Raw genomic sequence first — 17627 nt, 5'->3', positions numbered from 1 at the left:
ATACGCACACATTGAGCATGACGGCGTAATGCCGTCCTTTGGTATTTTAGCTAGAGAGGATTTAGTCTCCTGTTGTAACTTTCACGATATTCACGTGAAAAAGCCAGTTCATCAGTATTGAGCCATACATAGTTTCCATCCTTGCTGATTATAATAATATCAGCAATGTGATTTTCAATTTGCATTTCCATATTAGCAATTATTTTTTAGTCTGCCGCTTTCCTATCCCACGAGTAAAAACAGCTATTAAGACAATAAAATGGCAGGTCTTCTGACTGACTCCCTCCTTGATGCCTTCCCAACCTTTTTATAAAAAAAAGGCCAGTGGCAATAGTAACTATCAAGAAGTTGAATGGAGCTTCACAGCAGCGGGACTGTCCGGGATTTACACCCGATTCCCTTTTAATTCAGACAGTTGATGTTTCCATCTGAAACCAATTCTTGGACAAAGATAGTGAATTTATGAATAAACCAAATGAACATAGTGTATTTATTTTATACGCACCCTCATCTCCTGCGCGTCGAATGTCACTGACTCATTCCGAAACAACCTTTCGATATGTCCGCTGCTCACCATTTCCGGGGTGGGGAGGGTGTACATATGCGGATTGTCTATCAGCATGATGGAATTGCAGAGTGACAGGGCGATGTCGAGGTCGTGTGTGGAGAACAAGATACATTTGCCTTCTTCCTGCGCCAGTTTTTTCAAGAGTAGGCAGAGTTCGTAACGGTTGGGGAGGTCGAGAAAAGCAGTCGGTTCGTCGAGCAGAATGACGGGCGTGTCTTGTGCAAGGGCACGGGCAATCATGATTCGTTGACATTCACCATCGGACATCTTATCCATTGTTTTTTCCGCATAGCCGGACATTCCAACCAGCCGCATGGCATCATCTACGCGTTTCTCGTCTTCCGGTCGTAGCTGACCGATCCAGTTCGTATAAGGAGCACGTCCCATAGCCACTACATCCTTACAACGGAGATTGGCGATGCGTACTTTGTCCGTCGTTACAAAGCTGATGCTGCGGGCAAGCTTTTCCGGTTTCAGCGAAGCTATCTTCTTACCTTGCAGGATGATTTCTCCCGACTGTGGATGTTCCAGTCCCATCATGGCACGCAGTAAGGTACTTTTTCCTGTTCCGTTACGTCCCAGCAAGGCTACGAGTTGCCCGCCTACGATTCGGGCGTTTACCGTTTTCAACAGCGTACGCTGTCCGTATCCCAGTGTCAGTTCTTTAAGCTCGATCATTTGAATATACGCAAGTTTTTAACTATTACCCATAAAATAACCGGAACCCCCAATAAGGCGGTGATACAGTTGACCGGGAGCAGGAACTTTTTGGCTATGATGTCACAGATAAGCATGCTGATAAGTCCCGTCAACATAGTACCGGGTACGAGTATCCGGTGATCGGCGTTGTTGAACAGCAATCGTGTGACGTGCGGAACTGCCAGACCGATAAATCCTACCGGACCACAGAAAGCAGTAACAGTTCCTGTCAACAGTGCGGTAGAAATAAAGATAAAAGTGCGTGAACGCTTGATGTTCATTCCCATTGTCCGTGCGTAGTTCTCGCCGAGCAGTAGCAGGTTCAGTGACTTGATGCAGGCTACGGAGATCAGCAGACCTATACATAGCATGGGAATCATAATCCCCAGTTGTGTAGCTGTGATATGACCGAGTGACCCCATCGACCAAAGTGTGAACATTTTCAGTTGTTCGGCAGAACTTAGATATTGCAGGATTTGGATAATGGCACCTGCCACATAACCTATCATAACTCCCATAATCAGTACACCGAGAATATTTTTCACTTTCCGGCTGATGATGGCTACCCCCAATAAAATGACAGCCGTTCCTATCCATCCCGATCCGACAATACCCAATGATTGAAGCAGCGGAAAGTCTGACCATCCGAGTAGCGGAGCCCCCAGTATAAACAGGGCTACCCCCAACCCTGCGCCGGAACTGACTCCCAGTAGATAAGGGTCTGCCAATGGATTCTGAAAAACCGTTTGCATTTGCAGTCCGCTTACGGAGAGTGCCACGCCTATTAATGCCGCTACTACTACCCGTATGAACCGAATGGACAGGAGAATATTGCGCGTCATTTCGTCACATTCGCCGCCGGTGAGTACAGCCCATACCTTCGAAATAGGAATATAGGTATCCCCTGTTGCCATGTCTACCAGTAATAATAGCACGGCAACAATGCCTAATGCAATAAATAAAAGGGTGGTACGTTTACGGGGCTGTTTCATTCCAGGTGTCTGTAATAATAAAGTGAATCGGATACGAGTTCCGGGTGGAAGATATGAATCAGGTCGCGCAGTACAACGTCAGGACGTACTACTGCCGATTCCCAGTAATCATTGCCACCTGCGGGCGTCGACCGCAAGTTGTTATTATAGACACTCTTTTCATGTACTGCTTTTGCATCTGCGAATTTAGGATTGACGGCTTTCAGCTCATCCAATGTGTTCACTGAACCTACATTAATCCAATAGTCCGCTTTTTGTATCAGTCCATAAGCCGTTTCCAGTCCGATAGGAGTGGAACAGTTTGAATTGTTTTCTTTATAAATGTAATCAGCTCCCGAGTCGGCAATCAGCCGTGCCATGTAACTTTGGGTGGAAGGCATTACCCAACTGTCGTTCCACGGAGTATTGAACATGACAGTAGGGCGTTGTTTGACAGAGTCGGTAAGCGCTTTTAGTGCATAATAGCGTTCAGGAATTTCCCGGAATATTTCTATTCCTTTCTCCCTATTATCTGTCAGTTCCGAAAGAACGACCATCCATTCGGCTTTACCGAGTGGAGATTCTTCCAGATATTCTCCCATATATAAATAAGGTATGGAGAGTTCTTTTAGTTTATCCGTTACAGCGGTTTGGGCATCACCTATACCATATAATAATACTACGTCAGGCTTTAGCCCTATCAGCAACTCGTAGTTCATTTCCGGCCCCATATCTTTAATTGAATCTTTATGAGCGAGAATATAAGGATTTGCAATATAATCGATTCCTGACACTCCGACAATCCTGTTGATTTCTCCCAGTTCATCGAGCATGGCAATATAAGAAGAGGACATGCATACGATTTGTTTCGCTCCGGCAGGAATGACGGGACCGTTGAATCCGGCAGGTGCCTGTTCGCCGTTGCGTGAAATGAAATAGGACATTGTGACGTCTTTCGCTCCTTGCCATGGATTCGTTATTTGTATAAGGGTGCTGGCGGAATTTTCTGCACCTAGAATCTTAAATCCCGAAGCATATTCAGGGTTATATACATCTTGATTGAATGTTTCAATAGATGTCTTATTACGGGTGATGCAGCTTGCCAAAAAGAGAAGGCTAAGTAGCGCGACAGTCAAAATAGGAGATTTCACTTTTATAAGAATTTTAGTTAGAAAAAAAAATAATTAGTGTGTATTCTCGAGCGGCAAAGATAGGACTTATTATTAGTTTGTTTTTATTTTAATTAGAATTTTCTGCTAATTTGTTTCTATTTGTGTATCTTTGTCCCCAGAAATTTTGGTGTCATTCTTCCGATGCTACGGAAGAATGGTGAAAAGGGAATCAGGTGTAAGTCCTGAACAGACCCGCTGCTGTAAGCTCCGCCAAAAGTTTTCCTACAAAACTCAAAACCACTGTCTCACTTTGGAGGGGATGGGAAGGGCGTTAGGAAAATGGAGTAAGTCAGAAGACCTGCCAAAGTTGAGTTCTTGAAACTTTCCGGGATTAGAGTTTGAAGAGTGCAGTTTTTAATTCAATCATATTATAGTAGCTGTTGTAAAGACGTGCGACATGCGTGGTGTCTGCCTATGCAGAATACCGATCTATGCTCTGTTGAATGGGAGCAGACTGCCCTTTTCTATCTTTGAATGCCCTTTCCCCGGAAAGTTTATTGTTGTCGAAAAATAAACGGACGGAATGATAAGACAAGTAGTTTGGAAAATGGCATGGGTAGTGGCAGGTTGCCTGGGGCTTCCTTTATTGGTGGTGGCGCAAAGTCGGCTGGATAGTTTGCAGCACTTGAATGAGGTTGTGATTACGGCAAAGCCATATAAAGAAGTGATTCCCGCCCAAAGACTCAATGGATTGCAGTTGGAACGGTTGAATACGCATAATGTAGCCGATGCATTACGTTATTTTTCCGGTGTGCAGATTAAGGATTACGGCGGTATGGGTGGACTGAAAACGGTGGACGTGCGTAATATGGGTTCACACCATGTCGGAGTTTTCTATGATGGTATTCAGATAGGAAATGCACAAAACGGGGTGGTTGACTTGGGACGTTTCTCTTTGGATGATTTGGAAGAACTATCTTTGTATAATGGACAGAAAAGTGAAATATTTCAGTCTGCAAAAGACTTCGCTTCTGCTTCTGCAGTGTATTTGAAAACAAAGAAACCCAGGTTTGAGGGAGGGAAGAATACTAATCTGCTGGTGAGATACAAGGCGGGGAGTATTCAGTTAATCAATCCTTCCATACGTTTGGAACAGAAACTGAATGATAAGTTAAGTTTTAGTCTGAGCGGAGAATATATGAAATCCGACGGACAATATAAGTTCCGTTACAGACGTCTGAACCAGACAGGAGAAGTGGCTTATGACACGACTGCTACCCGTTGGAATAGCGACATAGAGGCTTATCGTATGGAGGCGGGTGTATATGGGACGGTGCGTAACGGCTATTGGCAGGCCAAGTTGTACTATTATGATTCGGACCGGGGGCTGCCCGGAGCTATCGTAAAGAATGTATGGCAGAATGGGGAGCGGCAAGGAGATAAGAACTTCTTTGCTCAAGCTACCTTTGTGAAAGACATAACTCCCAGGTATAAAATACAGTTGAACGGAAAGTTTGCCTATGATTACACGCATTATCTTTCGAGGGATACGGTTCAGTTTTTGCAGGAAAATGTGACTAAAAAGATGCAGTTCGACAATACTTATTATCAGCAGGACTGGTATATATCTATGGTGAACATGTATAGCATCCTTCCTGTGTGGGATGTCTCCCTTTCTGTTGATTTCCAATATAATAAACTGAATGCTGTAATGCGTGGAGTAGGGACTCCTTTTACTTTTCCACAGCGATATACTACTTGGGCAGCGTTTGCTACAGCCTTGAATTTGGGAAAGTGGAAACTGCAAGCTGATGTGTTGGGAACATTCGTAGTAGAGAAGGTGAGGAATAATGTAAAAGCACCGGACAAGTCGGAGTTTTCTCCGGCGCTCATCATTGGATATAAGCCTTTCGATAATCATGACTTCAACCTGCGTGCGTTTTATAAACGGATTTTTCGTTTGCCTACTTTCAATGACCTTTATTATGCACAAATCGGATTTAGTCAATTAAAACCGGAGTTTACAGATCAATTCAATATTGGAGGAAGTTATCAGAAGGCGTTCAAATCTGGATGGATTGACCGGGTTTCTGTGCAAGCTGACGCTTATTATGCCGCGATTACTGATAAAATTATAGCTGCTCCTACCGGTAGTAGTTTTCGTTGGATGATGACAAATATGGGAAAAGTGGAAAGTAAAGGTGTAGATGTTTCGGCTGCTGTGTCGGGACATGCCGGACCGGTCAAACTGCATACGAATCTTACCTACTCTTTTACGAAAGCACAGGACTTTACGAAAATAAACGGTAAGAAACTGTCTTCATATAGCGACCAGATTCCTTATACACCCTGGCATAGCGGTTCGGTGATTGCCGGTGCGGAATATGATACCTGGACATTGAATTACAGTTTTATCTATGTAGGCGAACGCTATAACGGTTCTGTAAATAACATACCTCGCAATTACGTAGAGCCTTGGTATACGCATGACTTCTCTCTGCAAAAAGAATTTCGGTTCTGTGACCGATATTTGTTGAAAGCCTCTGTGGAGATGAATAATGTATTCAATCAATATTACGATGTAGTACTTAATTATCCGATGCCCGGACGAAATTTCCGGTTTGTAATAAGCTTGAGTTTATGAGAAAATTATATTTAATCCCCCTGCTACTGTTTCTTTTATTCTTTTCGGCATGCCGGGAAGATGAGCAAATATTCCTTTCGGATAGCGTACAAGTGACGCTACCATTGGTAGGTACACGTATTAAAGGATTCTACCAACTGAATGAGGGAAATATGGGAACGAATGGTGCTTCGCTCGACTACTTTGATTATACCACGGGTTATTATACTCGGGATATTTTCTCAGAACGGAACCCTGACATTGTAAAAGAGTTGGGTGATGTGGGAAATGATATTCAGGTATATGGGCAGAAGGTATATGCGATTATTAATGTGTCCAATTTGGTGGTTGTCTTTGATGTGCGTACCGCACGGAAACTCAAGGAAATAGAAATACCTAATTGCCGTTATCTGGCTTTCCACAATGGAAAAGCCTATGTGAGTTCGTATGCAGGGCCTGTCCAGATTGACCCGAATGCGGAGAGAGGATTGGTGGCTGAAATAGATACGGTCACTTTGAAACTGACAAGGAAGGTTACGGTAGGGTATCAGCCGGAAGAAATGGTAGTGCATGAAGGTAAATTGTATGTGGCTAATTCAGGAGGATATCGGGCACCGAATTATGACCGTACGGTGTCTGTTGTGGATTTGGAGACTTTTGAAGAGAAAAAGAAAATAGAGGTCGCTATCAACCTGTACCGGATGGCTATTGACAAGCGTGGTGATATTTATGTAAGTTCGCGGGGAGATTATAAAAATATTTCTCCCAACCTGTATGTGATAGATAGCCGGACGGATGAAGTGAAGCAATGCTTGGATATTCCCGTAGGGGGAATGTGTATGAGTGGAGACTCACTTTACTATTACAGCGTGGCATATAGTATGACTTCGGGTGGAAACCGAGTGACGTATGGAATCCTGGATACCCGGACTAAAAAGGAATTAACCGACAGGATTATCACCGATGGAACGGAAAAAGAAATTATGATTCCCTATGGATTAGCCATCAATCCGGAAACGAAGGAAATATTGATGTCTGACGCCCAAAATTACGTAGTGTCTGGTTTTGTATACTGCTTTTCACCGGAAGGAAAGTTGAGATGGAAAACTCAGGGAGGAAATATCCCCGGACACTTTGCTTTTGTAACAGAAGGATTGGTGAAGTGAATAGAAATATGTTTAATACTTTATTTATATGAAATCAATAGTTCGTTAAGTTTTGAATCAACATAAAAGGTAGGTCAAGACCTATCAAAACATAAATTTAAAGCTGGTGCGGAATTGAGCAATAAGAATCAATAACTAGAATTTTATTAAGAGTTCTTGTATTTTCTTTTCTCTATAATGGATTATCAGTTTCCATTAGTTTTTGTGTGTATAAATATTTTTTTACAAATATAAAATTAATAAAGGAGAGAAAAATGAAAAGAATTTTTTTATTATTTATCATGGTGGGTTCACTATTTGTTTCTTGTTCTAAAGAATCTTCGGAAGAAGTTGCTTGGAATTCTAATGACTTGTCACGAACATTATGGGAAGGGAAAATAGTACTTGCTGGTGTAGAAAGTTTTATTGTTATTTCTTTTGATTCAGGAATTGAGGGATCTTGTTTTTCTAATTCGTCAAAGGATGAATCTTGTTTGTTTGAATATTCAATGGTAAACAAGGAGGTAAGATTCTATAATGTATATGGTGACAGTGATAAATTAGTTATCAATGGATTATGGCATTTTCTGATATCGGAGAAAAATAAGATAAAGTTAATAAGATTTGATTCAGAAGAAGAACGCAACTATATAATTCTAACAAGAATCATTAATAATTAAAATATACCATTATGAAACTTACTCATTTTTTATTAATCACAATTGTTCTTTGCTTATGTTCTTGTTCGAATGAACAAGAATTTTATAATCTTGATAATGTAAAAACAAAGGAATTTACTATCAGGAATAGAGATTCTCGATTTCCTTTAGAATTAAACTATAGTCCAGTTTATGATTCAAAAACGAGAAGTGATATAACACATCAATATCAATATTTGGGACATGGATTTAAACCTATCACATTACCATTAATTGATGCTGCTAATATAAGTTCGCCAATATTTGACATTGATAAAATAATTGAAGTAGGTAAAAATAACCAAGAATTGGATTTAAAATCTTCCAGATTAATAAATTCTTGGTTACCTGATATTACCACATTTACAAGTTTTGATAGTTATGCTAAATCTGAAAGTGTGACTAAAGCTGTTAAAGGAGGTTTTTCTCTGACTAATATTCCAATAGTTGGCAAGATTTTTGGATTTGGAAGTAGAAAGAAATACACAGAAGTTTTTAATTCTTTGATTATTGATACAACAAAATCTGTCTATGGAAAAATGGAAATCATTTATCGTGATTCCTTGCATCGCATTCATATGTCAGAGAGCACGTATAAAGACCTTTCAGGTCTTTATAATTTAAGATTCAAAAAAGATCTATATAATATGCATATGCTAGATATTCTCAACTCATATGGCTATTTTGTTATATCAGGAATAGAAACTGGTGGTATATTAACTGCTATGTATCAGGGTACATTTACTTCTCACGAAAATTATGAATACAGATCTAAAACGATGTCAGATAGCATCAATGCAACTATGTCATTTAAGGGTGTCAGTGGAAGTGCTGATATTTCAATACATAAAAGTAAAGCAAATGCTTCTGGCTCTGTGAAAAAATATTCTGCCATAAATATATCTTATAGAACTTTCGGTGGAGATTTTTCTTCATCAAGATTTACCCCTCCTGCAAACATTGACAATTTGTCGGACATAAGTTTTGATTCATGGGCACAATCTTTGAAAGATAAAAGTCTCTTAGTTGTTTCACAAATATCTGAAGAAGGTCTTGTACCTATTTATGATTTTTTATTAGAAGAGAACTTTAAAGAGCAAGCTAAAAGATACACAACTGTTGGCATTAACATCCCTCACATGGGGTTGATTGAGCCATACTTATATTTAGAAACTTATGGGACTATTGATATGAGATTTGCTTCTTTATTTTTAGTAACTAAATATGGTGATTATATTCGAATAGAATCAACTCAACTCCCAGGAATTTCTATAACAAACGCTTTTGTACAGTCTGTATTTGATTCAATGATAGGTAAGGGGAAATCGTTTTTTTCGGGATTAAAAGTCAAAGCCAAACATTATTATCTAACTGTTCCATCTCCTTATGATGATAAAAATATAACGGAAGTTGTTGCATCTTTACCTAAAAAAGAATTTCAATTTGATACATATAACATGACATCAAATATCTCTGATTATGAATATTGTACTTGTAAGGAAAATAACAACGTATATATGGTTTGCAAGAAAAGTAAGACAGCTTTTACTTTGGCTTATGCTCCTATTTGGATACAATATGGAATACAAAAACCTATTGATATTAATAATTTGAAACAAATATCATTACATGAGCTTGTCGGATATCATTTATTTGGATTATAAGTAATGAAGTCGTACTTAATAGAATCTAGTACAAAAATAAACAAATGGCGTGAAAAAATTATATTTGAAGTTCTATTTTTATATTTAATCATTCATGAAAAAGAAGAGTCTATTTTTAATGTTTGCTCTCTTTGGAGCTGTCTTGTTAAGTGGAAGTTTATTAACAGCCTGTACTGACGAGGATAATAAGGTTGATAATGGTAATGAAGGGGGACAAGAAGAAGGAGGAACTGAGCCCGATCCTGAATTGAATTTTGATGGTAGTCCCTATGTTACGAAGGTCATTGACTATCGTCCGGCACCGGGACAGTTTGTCAATACGATGCCGTCCTACGAGGAAGGTGATACACAGGAGACTATGAATGCGAAAGTACTGTCTACTATCGGAAACGGAAAGAACGGTTTTATTACCTTAGGAGCTTATGGAGGGTATGTAGTAGTTGGCTTCGACCATACTATTCAGAATGTGGAAGGAGAAAAGGATTTTCGGATAGTTGGAAATGCATTTATCGGTAATAGTGAACCGGCTATTGTGATGGTGGCTTATGACAAAAATCAGAATGGAAAACCGGACGCTGATGAATGGTATGAATTGGCTGGCAGTGAGTATAATAAAAAGCCTACGATTAAAGGGTATGAGATCACTTATTTCAGAAACGAAAAAGACCACGTATCTACTCCAGATCTTGAGAACTACTTGTCCGATGACACGTACTGCCCTTGGACTGATAACCAGGGTAGAAATGGCTATGTGTATAAAAACATATACCATGACCAAGATTATTTCCCGAAATGGATTACTGATAATCAGATAGTATTTAAAGGTACATTATTGGCTAATAATGGGGTTGATAATGGACCTGACGTCTATGCACGTTGGACATTGAATGCTTATGATTGGGGATATGCCGATAATACGAAAGATGGAGATGTATTTGATATTGGTTGGGCTGTCGATTTGAAAGGACAGGCTGTAAAATTGCCGGGAGTTGATTTTATAAAGATATATACAGGTGTTAATCAGTATTGCGGCTGGGTGGGAGAGGTTTCTACCGAGGTTGGCAAAATCGAAGACCTGCATATATCGGCAAAATAATTAGTTAAACACATAATTATAAAATAAGAAATGAAGAAGTTTTTTTTAGTGGCGTTTATCGCTTTAGGAATTGGCTTTACAGCCTGTGATGATAATGAAGATTTGGCGCGTGTCGGTGTAATAGAGGATTCGCAACCGTCCGCAGTGAATCAGGCAAAAGGTTTTTATGTGGCCAATGAGGATTGGTTCGGTCATGATTATGGTACGGTAAATTATTTCAAAGTAAACGGAAACGGTTATGATGTTGTGTATAGGGCTTACCGGGCAGCCAATGAAGATGAGATTCTGGGTACAACAACTCAATTCGGTACAACGTGGGGAGATAATATCTATTTAGTGTCCAAACAAAATAATCGTTTGGTTGTAGCAGATGCGAACACGCTAAAGAAAAAAGCAGTTTTCACAGATATAGGTGGAGACGGGCGCTCTTTTGTAGGGGTGGACGATAAGCTAGGCTATATTGGTCATAGTAATGGTATCCGTCAGTTCGATATCACTAATCTGCAATTAGGAGATCCTGTGGCTGGAATTGAAGGACAAATGGGAGCAATGTGTTATGCGGAAGGAAGGGTTTTTGCTTTGACCCAAGCGAAAGTATATGTGATTGATGTTGCAACCAATGCGGTTGAAAAGACATTGGATGGATCATTTAATACATTGACACGTAGTAAGGATGGTATCGTATGGATTGCCACAGTTGATAAATTCCTGAAAGTAAATCCGCTGACGCTGGAGGAAGAATTAATAGATTATCCCGGTGGAATGAAAGTGGGTAGCTCGTGGGGGGCGTGGAATGCAGGTAGTTTTTGTGCCAGTACACAAAAGAATGTACTTTATTGGGGAAAAGGTGGTGGCTGGAGTACTACAGGAATTGTAAAATACGATATAGATACTCAAGAAGTCAATACTGAATTTTATACACTGGGAAAACATGAGAATAAATCGCTGTCTTTTTATGGAGCCGGCTTTCGTGTAGATCCTATTACAGATTGTGTGGTTGCTACTGTAGCACGTGGATATGAGAATTATAACTGGATTTATATAATCAATCCGGATGGATCTTTAAAGAAAGAAATTGATGTACTGGGAGGCGGAGAGTCTAATACTGATGGATATTACTGGTTCCCGGCCGTACCTTTCTTTGAAGATGCCAATACACCGGAGATCTTGATAAATCAAATTTTGGTTGCTCCGGGAGAAACTAAAACATTTGATTTGAAGGAGAAGATTGTTGACGCGGATAATACGTCAGCTTCTATTATTCGGAAGGTGGAATTTGCGGAAAATAATTTGGTGACTTATTCATTGAAAGAGGGAATCTTATCTGTAACTGCTAAAGAAAATACAGGTAATACAGAATGTAAGGTTATCGCTATTTCTAATGGAAAAAAGGTGGAAAAGAAGGTGCGGGTTGACGTAGGATTTGATAAGTAACTTTTCCTTTAAATAAGAAAAGGCGGTTAGAAGCAAGGAGTAAAAAGAAATCTTCTTGTTTTTAATCGCCTTTTTTATTTTCTGTGAGTACTTGTTTCCGGGTGCGATAATTCTATATCTTGTGTGATTGATATGTAATTAGTTTTAATTAAATGAATAAAGTAGTATGCTTTCAAGAAAACTCTTTAATTTTACCCCGTAATTTCGACTGAAACAAGAATATAGACTTGACTACTGTTGACATGAAAATTAGCAGACTATGTGGACTTCTTTTGCTTATCTTTTGTGTACATACAATGACGTATGCACAGCAGATGAGAACTGTCAGAGGGATTGTGAAAACTGTGGAACCTGATAATAATAAAAAACAGCCCTTGCCTTCTGCAAGCATCGTTGTTTTGGAGAAGAATGACTCTTCGTTTGTGAAAGGTGCGACGAGCGACCGAAATGGTCGGTTTACTCTCAATTATCAGTCGCAGAAGAAAAAGCAGTATTTGATGAAGGTTTCTTTTATGGGGATGCAGTCGGTGTATCGTGCGCTGGGTGATTCCGCATCGGTGAATGTCGGCACGGTGGTGCTGAAGGATGAGGATATCCGGATTGATGAAGTGACCATCACGGGGAAACTGAAAGAGGTGGTGATGGAAGGGGATACGACCGTCATTAACGCTGCTGCTTATAAGACTCCCGAAGGGGCTTATCTGGAAGATTTGGTGAAGCGTGTGCCGGGACTGGAGTATAATAAGAAAGATAATTCGCTCACTTACAACGGTCAGCCTATCAGCGAAATCAATGTAAACGGTGAGTCTTTTTTCTCAGGAGATAAAAAGACGGCACTCGAAAACTTGCCGGCAAACTTGATTAGCAAACTGAAGGTGTATGACAAGAAATCAAAAGAGGAGGAGTTTACCGGCATTAGTTCCGGGGAAAAGAAGTATGTGCTCGACCTGCAAACTAAAGAGGAACTGAACAAGACGTGGCTGACGAATGCGACGGTAGGCTATGGCAACAACAAGAAGAAGGATTTGGAAGGACAAGTGAATTATTTCAGCAAGGACGGGCAGAATCTTTCTTTTATTGCACGTTCTACGAATCGTTATCAGAATAGTACATACAAGGATAATATCAATAATTCCGTCGGAATGAACATGACGCATAAGTTCGGTAAGAAGTTTACGCTGAACGGAAATGTGAATTATAATCTTAACCGGAACGGGAATATTAATTCCATGTATCAGGAACAGTATCTGAAGACGGGCAACCAGTATTCTGCGTCTGCCAATGAGGGATATTCTAAAGGTAGGTCGATAAATTCCAATTTTATGGGAAGCTGGGAAGTGGATAAGCGTACGCGCATACATTTCAACGGGAATTTCGGATTCTCTCCCAATAAGAATGTGAGTAATAGCGAGAGCGCTTCCTTCGACGCTCCGCCCAGTGTGAACCATGAACGCCTGTTTGAAGATTTTGAATCTATCCCTGAAGATATAAAGGTGAACCGTAGTGAGAACCGCTCGCTTTCGGATGGAAAGTCAACTCGGTATGATTTGGGAATGGGTATTATGCGACGTCTGAATGAGAAGGGAACGACTTTGGGTTTGAATATTATGAACTCGGATTCGTGGGGCGATAATGAAAGTTTTGCGCTGTCGCAGACTACATATTTCAAGCTGCAAGATAAGAATGGAAATGATTCGGTGCTTTATCGTAATCAATATCTGAAATCTCCCCAGCGGAATAATTCATGGCGGGTAGGGGTGAACTTCACTCAGCCTATCGGCAAAAAGATGCATTTCAGGGCGGCATATACTTGGAATACCCAATATGAACGGGATAATCGCTCTACTTATGAGTTGTCTTTATTGGAGCATCCGGGTGTGTTCGGTGAGTTACCTTCCGGTTATGAAGCCGGCTATGTGGATAGTCTGAGTAACCGGAGTCATAGCCGTAGCAACGGACACGACCTGAATGTAGGATTCAATTATTCGGATGACAGCTGGATGTTCAATGCGTCGGTGGCGGTCACTCCGCAAAGACGTACCATCGACCGGAAGGTGGGGACGCTTCATGGGGATACGGCCATGAATATCATTGACTATCAGCCTATGCTTTGGGTAGGGTGGCATAAGAAGGAGAAGATGCGCATCAACTTCAGTTATGACGGCAGGACGCGGCAGCCTTCCCTGTCGGATTTGATGCCGCTGACGGATAATAGTAATCCGTTGTATATCACGCGTGGAAATCCGGATTTGAAGCAGATGTTTATTCACAATATCCGTTTGAACTTTCAGTATCCTTCGAAGGGTATATCGGCCAATGCGGGATGGCAGACGGAGCAGAACAGTGTGACGCATGTGATGCTCTATGATGTCCAGACCGGTGGACGGGAGACGTATCCCGTGAATATCAACGGCAACTGGAATACGTATGGAAGTGCGAACTGGTGGAAGCGTTGGAGACATTTCTCTTTAAAGTTGAATTCGGCGGGAAGGTATAGCAATCATGTCAGTATGGTGAACGAGGACAGGAATGTGCAGCCGGAGAAGAGTACGACGCATGATACAGGATTGAATTGTGAGGTACAAGCAGGCTATCAGCCTGCATGGGGCGGACTTGAACTTGCCACTTCTTGGGATTATCAGTATTCGCTCAATTCTCTGAATGATAATGATAACTATACGCGTTATTATAATTTCCGTTTTGACGGTTATGTGGATTTCCCTTTCGGTTTGCAGTTGCGCACGGATGCGGCGTATCTGTTGCGTAGTGGTACGAATATCAAGAAAGGCGAAGATAATGAGATTGTGTGGAACGCGACTGCTACCTGGCGGTTCCTGAAGGAGAAAAAGGCGGAGTTGTCGGCTCATTGGTCGGATATTCTGGGGCGGAGGAAAAGTTTTGGGCGCATGACTACTTCCGATGGCTTTTATGAGTTCCGCACACAGGAAATTAAAGGATATTTCATCGTAACTTTCAAATATAACTTTCGTCTGATGATGTGAGTTTTCGAAAAAAGTCGTATGTTTGCTACCAAACCATAAAACAAAATGTACTATGAGCGGTAATTATGTAATTAACATCGGTCGACAATTGGGTAGCGGCGGCAGAGAAATCGGAGAGAAGTTGGCAGCTCGTTTAGGAATCGACTTCTACGATAAGGAACTGATTAATCTGGCTTCCGAAGAAAGCGGTCTGTGTAAGGAATTCTTTGAGAAAGCGGACGAGAAAGCTTCACAAGGCATTATTGGAGGATTGTTCGGTATGCGTTTCCCGTTTATCAGTGAAGGGGCGATGCCATGCACGAATTGTTTGAGCAATGATGCTCTGTTTAAGGTTCAGAGTGATGTGATTCGTCGTTTGGCGGCAGAGAAGTCCTGTGTGTTTGTGGGGCGTTGTGCGGATTATATCCTGCGCGAACATCCACGTTGTGCCAATGTCTTTATCTCGGCTTCCAAAGAAGACCGTATCGGAAGGATATGCAAGATTCACCAGGTGAATGAAGAGGCTGCGGAAGAAATTCTCGAGAAAGCAGACAAGAGACGTTCGGAATATTATAATTATTATAGTTATAAGACGTGGGGAGCAGCAGCTACTTATCATTTGTGTGTGGACTCTTCTTCACTGGGAGTGGAAGAAACCGTACGGTTTGTAGAAGAGTTTGTGGTGAAGAAATTGGAGTTGATACTATAAGACGATAGATAGTACAAGATAATACTGATATATGAAATGAATAAAGCCGGCGTAATTCTATAGAAGAATATAGCCGGCTTTACTGCTTATATGCTAAGCTCGATTTACATCATTGCCAATAATATCATCTGTCCCGTCAGAATACGGAGGAACATAGATAACGGATAGACAGTAGAGTATCCTACCGCAGGGGCATCGCTCGATGTCACCTGATTGGCATAAGCCAATGCGGGCGGGTCGGTGTTACTACCGGCTATCAATCCCATCAGGGTAAAGTAGTTGACTTTGCAATATAACTTGCCGATGATACCGATGATAAGTAATGGAATAACGGTAATAAGGAAACCGGAAGCTACGTACAACAGTCCGTCACCTTCGACCACCGTTTGCACGAAGTTGGCACCGGCATCTATACCGACACTGGCGAGGAAGAGCACAATACCGATTTCACGAAGCATCAGATTGGCACTCATAGTTGTATAAGTCACCAGGTGTAGTTTATGCCCGAAGCGTCCGATAAGGATAGCCACCACCAACGGGCCACCGGCCAATCCTAATTTCAAAGGAGTCGGCATACCGGGGAATGCAATAGGAAGGCTACCCAAAAGGATACCTAAGAAAATACCAACAAAGATAGTCACAATATTCGGTGTGTCCAGACGCTTCAACTGATTACCCAGTACACCTGCCACACGTTCCACCGCATCTTGCTGACCTACCACCATCACGCGGTCACCCACCTGAAGAATCAGATTCGGGTCGGCAAACAAGTCCATACCGGAACGGTTGATACGAGTTACATTTACACCATACATACTGCGGAAGTGCATAGAACCCAGCGTCTTTCCGTTGATTTCCGGTTTGGTAACCAGGATACGGCGCGAAACCATCGGAAGGTCTTGTTTCTCCCAGTCGAGTTCCACTTCCTTACCTATAAATACAGTGATGGCGGGAGCATCCTCTTCCGAGCAGACGATGAATAACTGGTCGTCTACATTGAATATAGTCTCATGGTCAGGAATACTGACGTGACCTTCGTGGCGGATACGGGAGCAAACGAATTTACGTCCCAGGAATTGTTTGATTTCAATCAGCGTCTTTCCGCTGATAGATTCATTGCGTACCTCAAGACTCATCATGTGAGGTTTGTGATGCGCGTCTCCGCTCTGAACTTTCAGGCTTTCTTCTTCCTTCGTCATATTGATACGGAAGATGTAGCGGATAGCGATGATAGAACCGATGATACCTACCACGCCAAGCGGATATGCGCACGCATAACCAAGCGCAATCTGCGGCCCGTTGTAGCTCAACTGGTTCAGTGCCTCATTGGCAGCACCGAGTCCCGGAGTGTTCGTCACAGCTCCGTAGAGGATACCTACCATCATCGGCAGTTCTATACGACCGTTCCACAGGAAGTAAAGTCCCAGCGCAACGGCAATATTTAACACTACGATGCCTACAGCCAACAGGTTCAGTGTCATTCCCCCTTTTTTGAAAGAAGAGAAGAAAGACGGCCCCACCTGCAGACCGATACAGAATACGAACAAAATCAATCCGAACTCGCGGATGAAATGTAGGATGTGTGTATCGGCCGTGAAGCCGAAATGTCCCATTAGGATGCCGGCAAACAAAACAAACGTGACGCCCAAAGATACTCCGAATATCTTTATCTTGCCGAGATACACGCCCGCTGCCACTACAAAAGCGTAGAGGAACACGATATGTGCCACGGAACTGGGGTCCCACAATAAACTTTGTAACCAATCCATAATATAGCAGTTTTTATAATGTCTTTTTCAAAACGGGTGCAAAATTACTTATAACATTGATGTAAATCAAGTTTTTTCCTCTTTTATTTTCTTTATCAAATGTCCGACATTCTGCAAGCGGACTGTGCGAATTTTCTCTAAAAAAGAGCTTTATTTTA

General features: G+C 41.4%; 13 protein-coding genes and 2 riboswitches. Of the genes, 8 read left to right on the top strand and 5 right to left on the bottom strand.

The window, feature by feature from the left end; all coding sequences use genetic code 11:
- Nucleotides 1-50: 50 nt before the first annotated feature.
- The 4 genes from HC965_RS24515 to HC965_RS24500 all read right to left on the bottom strand — a co-directional run bounded on the left by HC965_RS24515 (nt 51) and on the right by HC965_RS24500 (nt 3389).
- A complete protein-coding gene (locus HC965_RS24515) occupies nt 51-191 on the bottom strand; it encodes a hypothetical protein (RefSeq protein WP_191033958.1) in 141 nt (46 codons plus the stop codon).
- A gap of 52 nt (nt 192-243) precedes the next feature.
- Nucleotides 244-454, bottom strand: a riboswitch (cobalamin riboswitch).
- Between the two features lie 36 nt (nt 455-490).
- Nucleotides 491-1246, bottom strand: a complete 756-nt coding sequence (locus HC965_RS24510) for an ABC transporter ATP-binding protein (RefSeq protein WP_191033957.1) — start codon at nt 1244-1246, stop codon at nt 491-493.
- On the bottom strand, nt 1243-2259 hold the full coding sequence (locus tag HC965_RS24505) for an iron ABC transporter permease (protein WP_191033956.1): 1017 nt from the start codon (nt 2257-2259) through the stop codon (nt 1243-1245). The genes HC965_RS24510 and HC965_RS24505 overlap by 4 nt, the downstream gene beginning before the upstream one ends.
- The gene (locus tag HC965_RS24500; RefSeq protein ID WP_191033955.1) at nt 2256-3389 is read right to left on the bottom strand and encodes an ABC transporter substrate-binding protein; all 1134 of its coding nucleotides are present in this window, start codon (nt 3387-3389) and stop codon (nt 2256-2258) included. The genes HC965_RS24505 and HC965_RS24500 overlap by 4 nt, the downstream gene beginning before the upstream one ends.
- 129 nt (nt 3390-3518) lie before the next feature.
- A riboswitch (cobalamin riboswitch) is annotated at nt 3519-3731 on the top strand.
- A 202-nt stretch (nt 3732-3933) separates the two neighbouring features.
- Here HC965_RS24500 and HC965_RS24495 point away from each other — a divergent pair.
- The 8 genes from HC965_RS24495 to HC965_RS24460 all read left to right on the top strand — a co-directional run bounded on the left by HC965_RS24495 (nt 3934) and on the right by HC965_RS24460 (nt 15700).
- Nucleotides 3934-5994: a TonB-dependent receptor gene (locus HC965_RS24495; RefSeq protein WP_191033954.1), complete on the top strand. Its 2061-nt coding sequence runs from the start codon at nt 3934-3936 to the stop codon at nt 5992-5994.
- Nucleotides 5991-7139: a DUF5074 domain-containing protein gene (locus tag HC965_RS24490; protein WP_191033953.1), complete on the top strand. Its 1149-nt coding sequence runs from the start codon at nt 5991-5993 to the stop codon at nt 7137-7139. The genes HC965_RS24495 and HC965_RS24490 overlap by 4 nt, the downstream gene beginning before the upstream one ends.
- Before the next feature lie 254 nt (nt 7140-7393).
- Nucleotides 7394-7798: a hypothetical protein gene (locus HC965_RS24485; protein ID WP_191033952.1), complete on the top strand. Its 405-nt coding sequence runs from the start codon at nt 7394-7396 to the stop codon at nt 7796-7798.
- Nucleotides 7799-7809: 11 nt separating this feature from the next.
- A complete protein-coding gene (locus tag HC965_RS24480) occupies nt 7810-9480 on the top strand; it encodes an MAC/perforin domain-containing protein (protein WP_191033951.1) in 1671 nt (556 codons plus the stop codon).
- Nucleotides 9481-9574: 94 nt separating this feature from the next.
- Nucleotides 9575-10576 carry a PKD domain-containing protein gene (locus HC965_RS24475; RefSeq protein ID WP_191033950.1) on the top strand — a complete coding sequence of 334 codons (1002 nt, stop codon included), beginning with the start codon at nt 9575-9577 and terminating at the stop codon, nt 10574-10576.
- Between the two features lie 30 nt (nt 10577-10606).
- Nucleotides 10607-12010: a DUF5074 domain-containing protein gene (locus HC965_RS24470; protein WP_191033949.1), complete on the top strand. Its 1404-nt coding sequence runs from the start codon at nt 10607-10609 to the stop codon at nt 12008-12010.
- A 242-nt stretch (nt 12011-12252) separates the two neighbouring features.
- Complete coding sequence (locus tag HC965_RS24465; protein ID WP_191033948.1) at nt 12253-15012, top strand: outer membrane beta-barrel protein; 2760 nt, start codon at nt 12253-12255, stop codon at nt 15010-15012.
- A gap of 52 nt (nt 15013-15064) precedes the next feature.
- Complete coding sequence (locus HC965_RS24460; protein ID WP_191033947.1) at nt 15065-15700, top strand: AAA family ATPase; 636 nt, start codon at nt 15065-15067, stop codon at nt 15698-15700.
- A gap of 104 nt (nt 15701-15804) precedes the next feature.
- Here the strand turns inward: HC965_RS24460 and HC965_RS24455 are convergent, their stop codons facing one another.
- Nucleotides 15805-17469, bottom strand: coding sequence for a putative transporter (locus tag HC965_RS24455; protein WP_191033946.1), 1665 nt, complete (start codon nt 17467-17469; stop codon nt 15805-15807).
- Between the last annotated feature and the right edge of the window lie 158 nt (nt 17470-17627).

The organism is Bacteroides sp. GM023, from assembly GCF_014750685.1.
Classification (GTDB): Bacteria; Bacteroidota; Bacteroidia; order Bacteroidales; family Bacteroidaceae; genus Bacteroides.
This window is presented reverse-complemented; position numbering and strand designations above follow the sequence as displayed.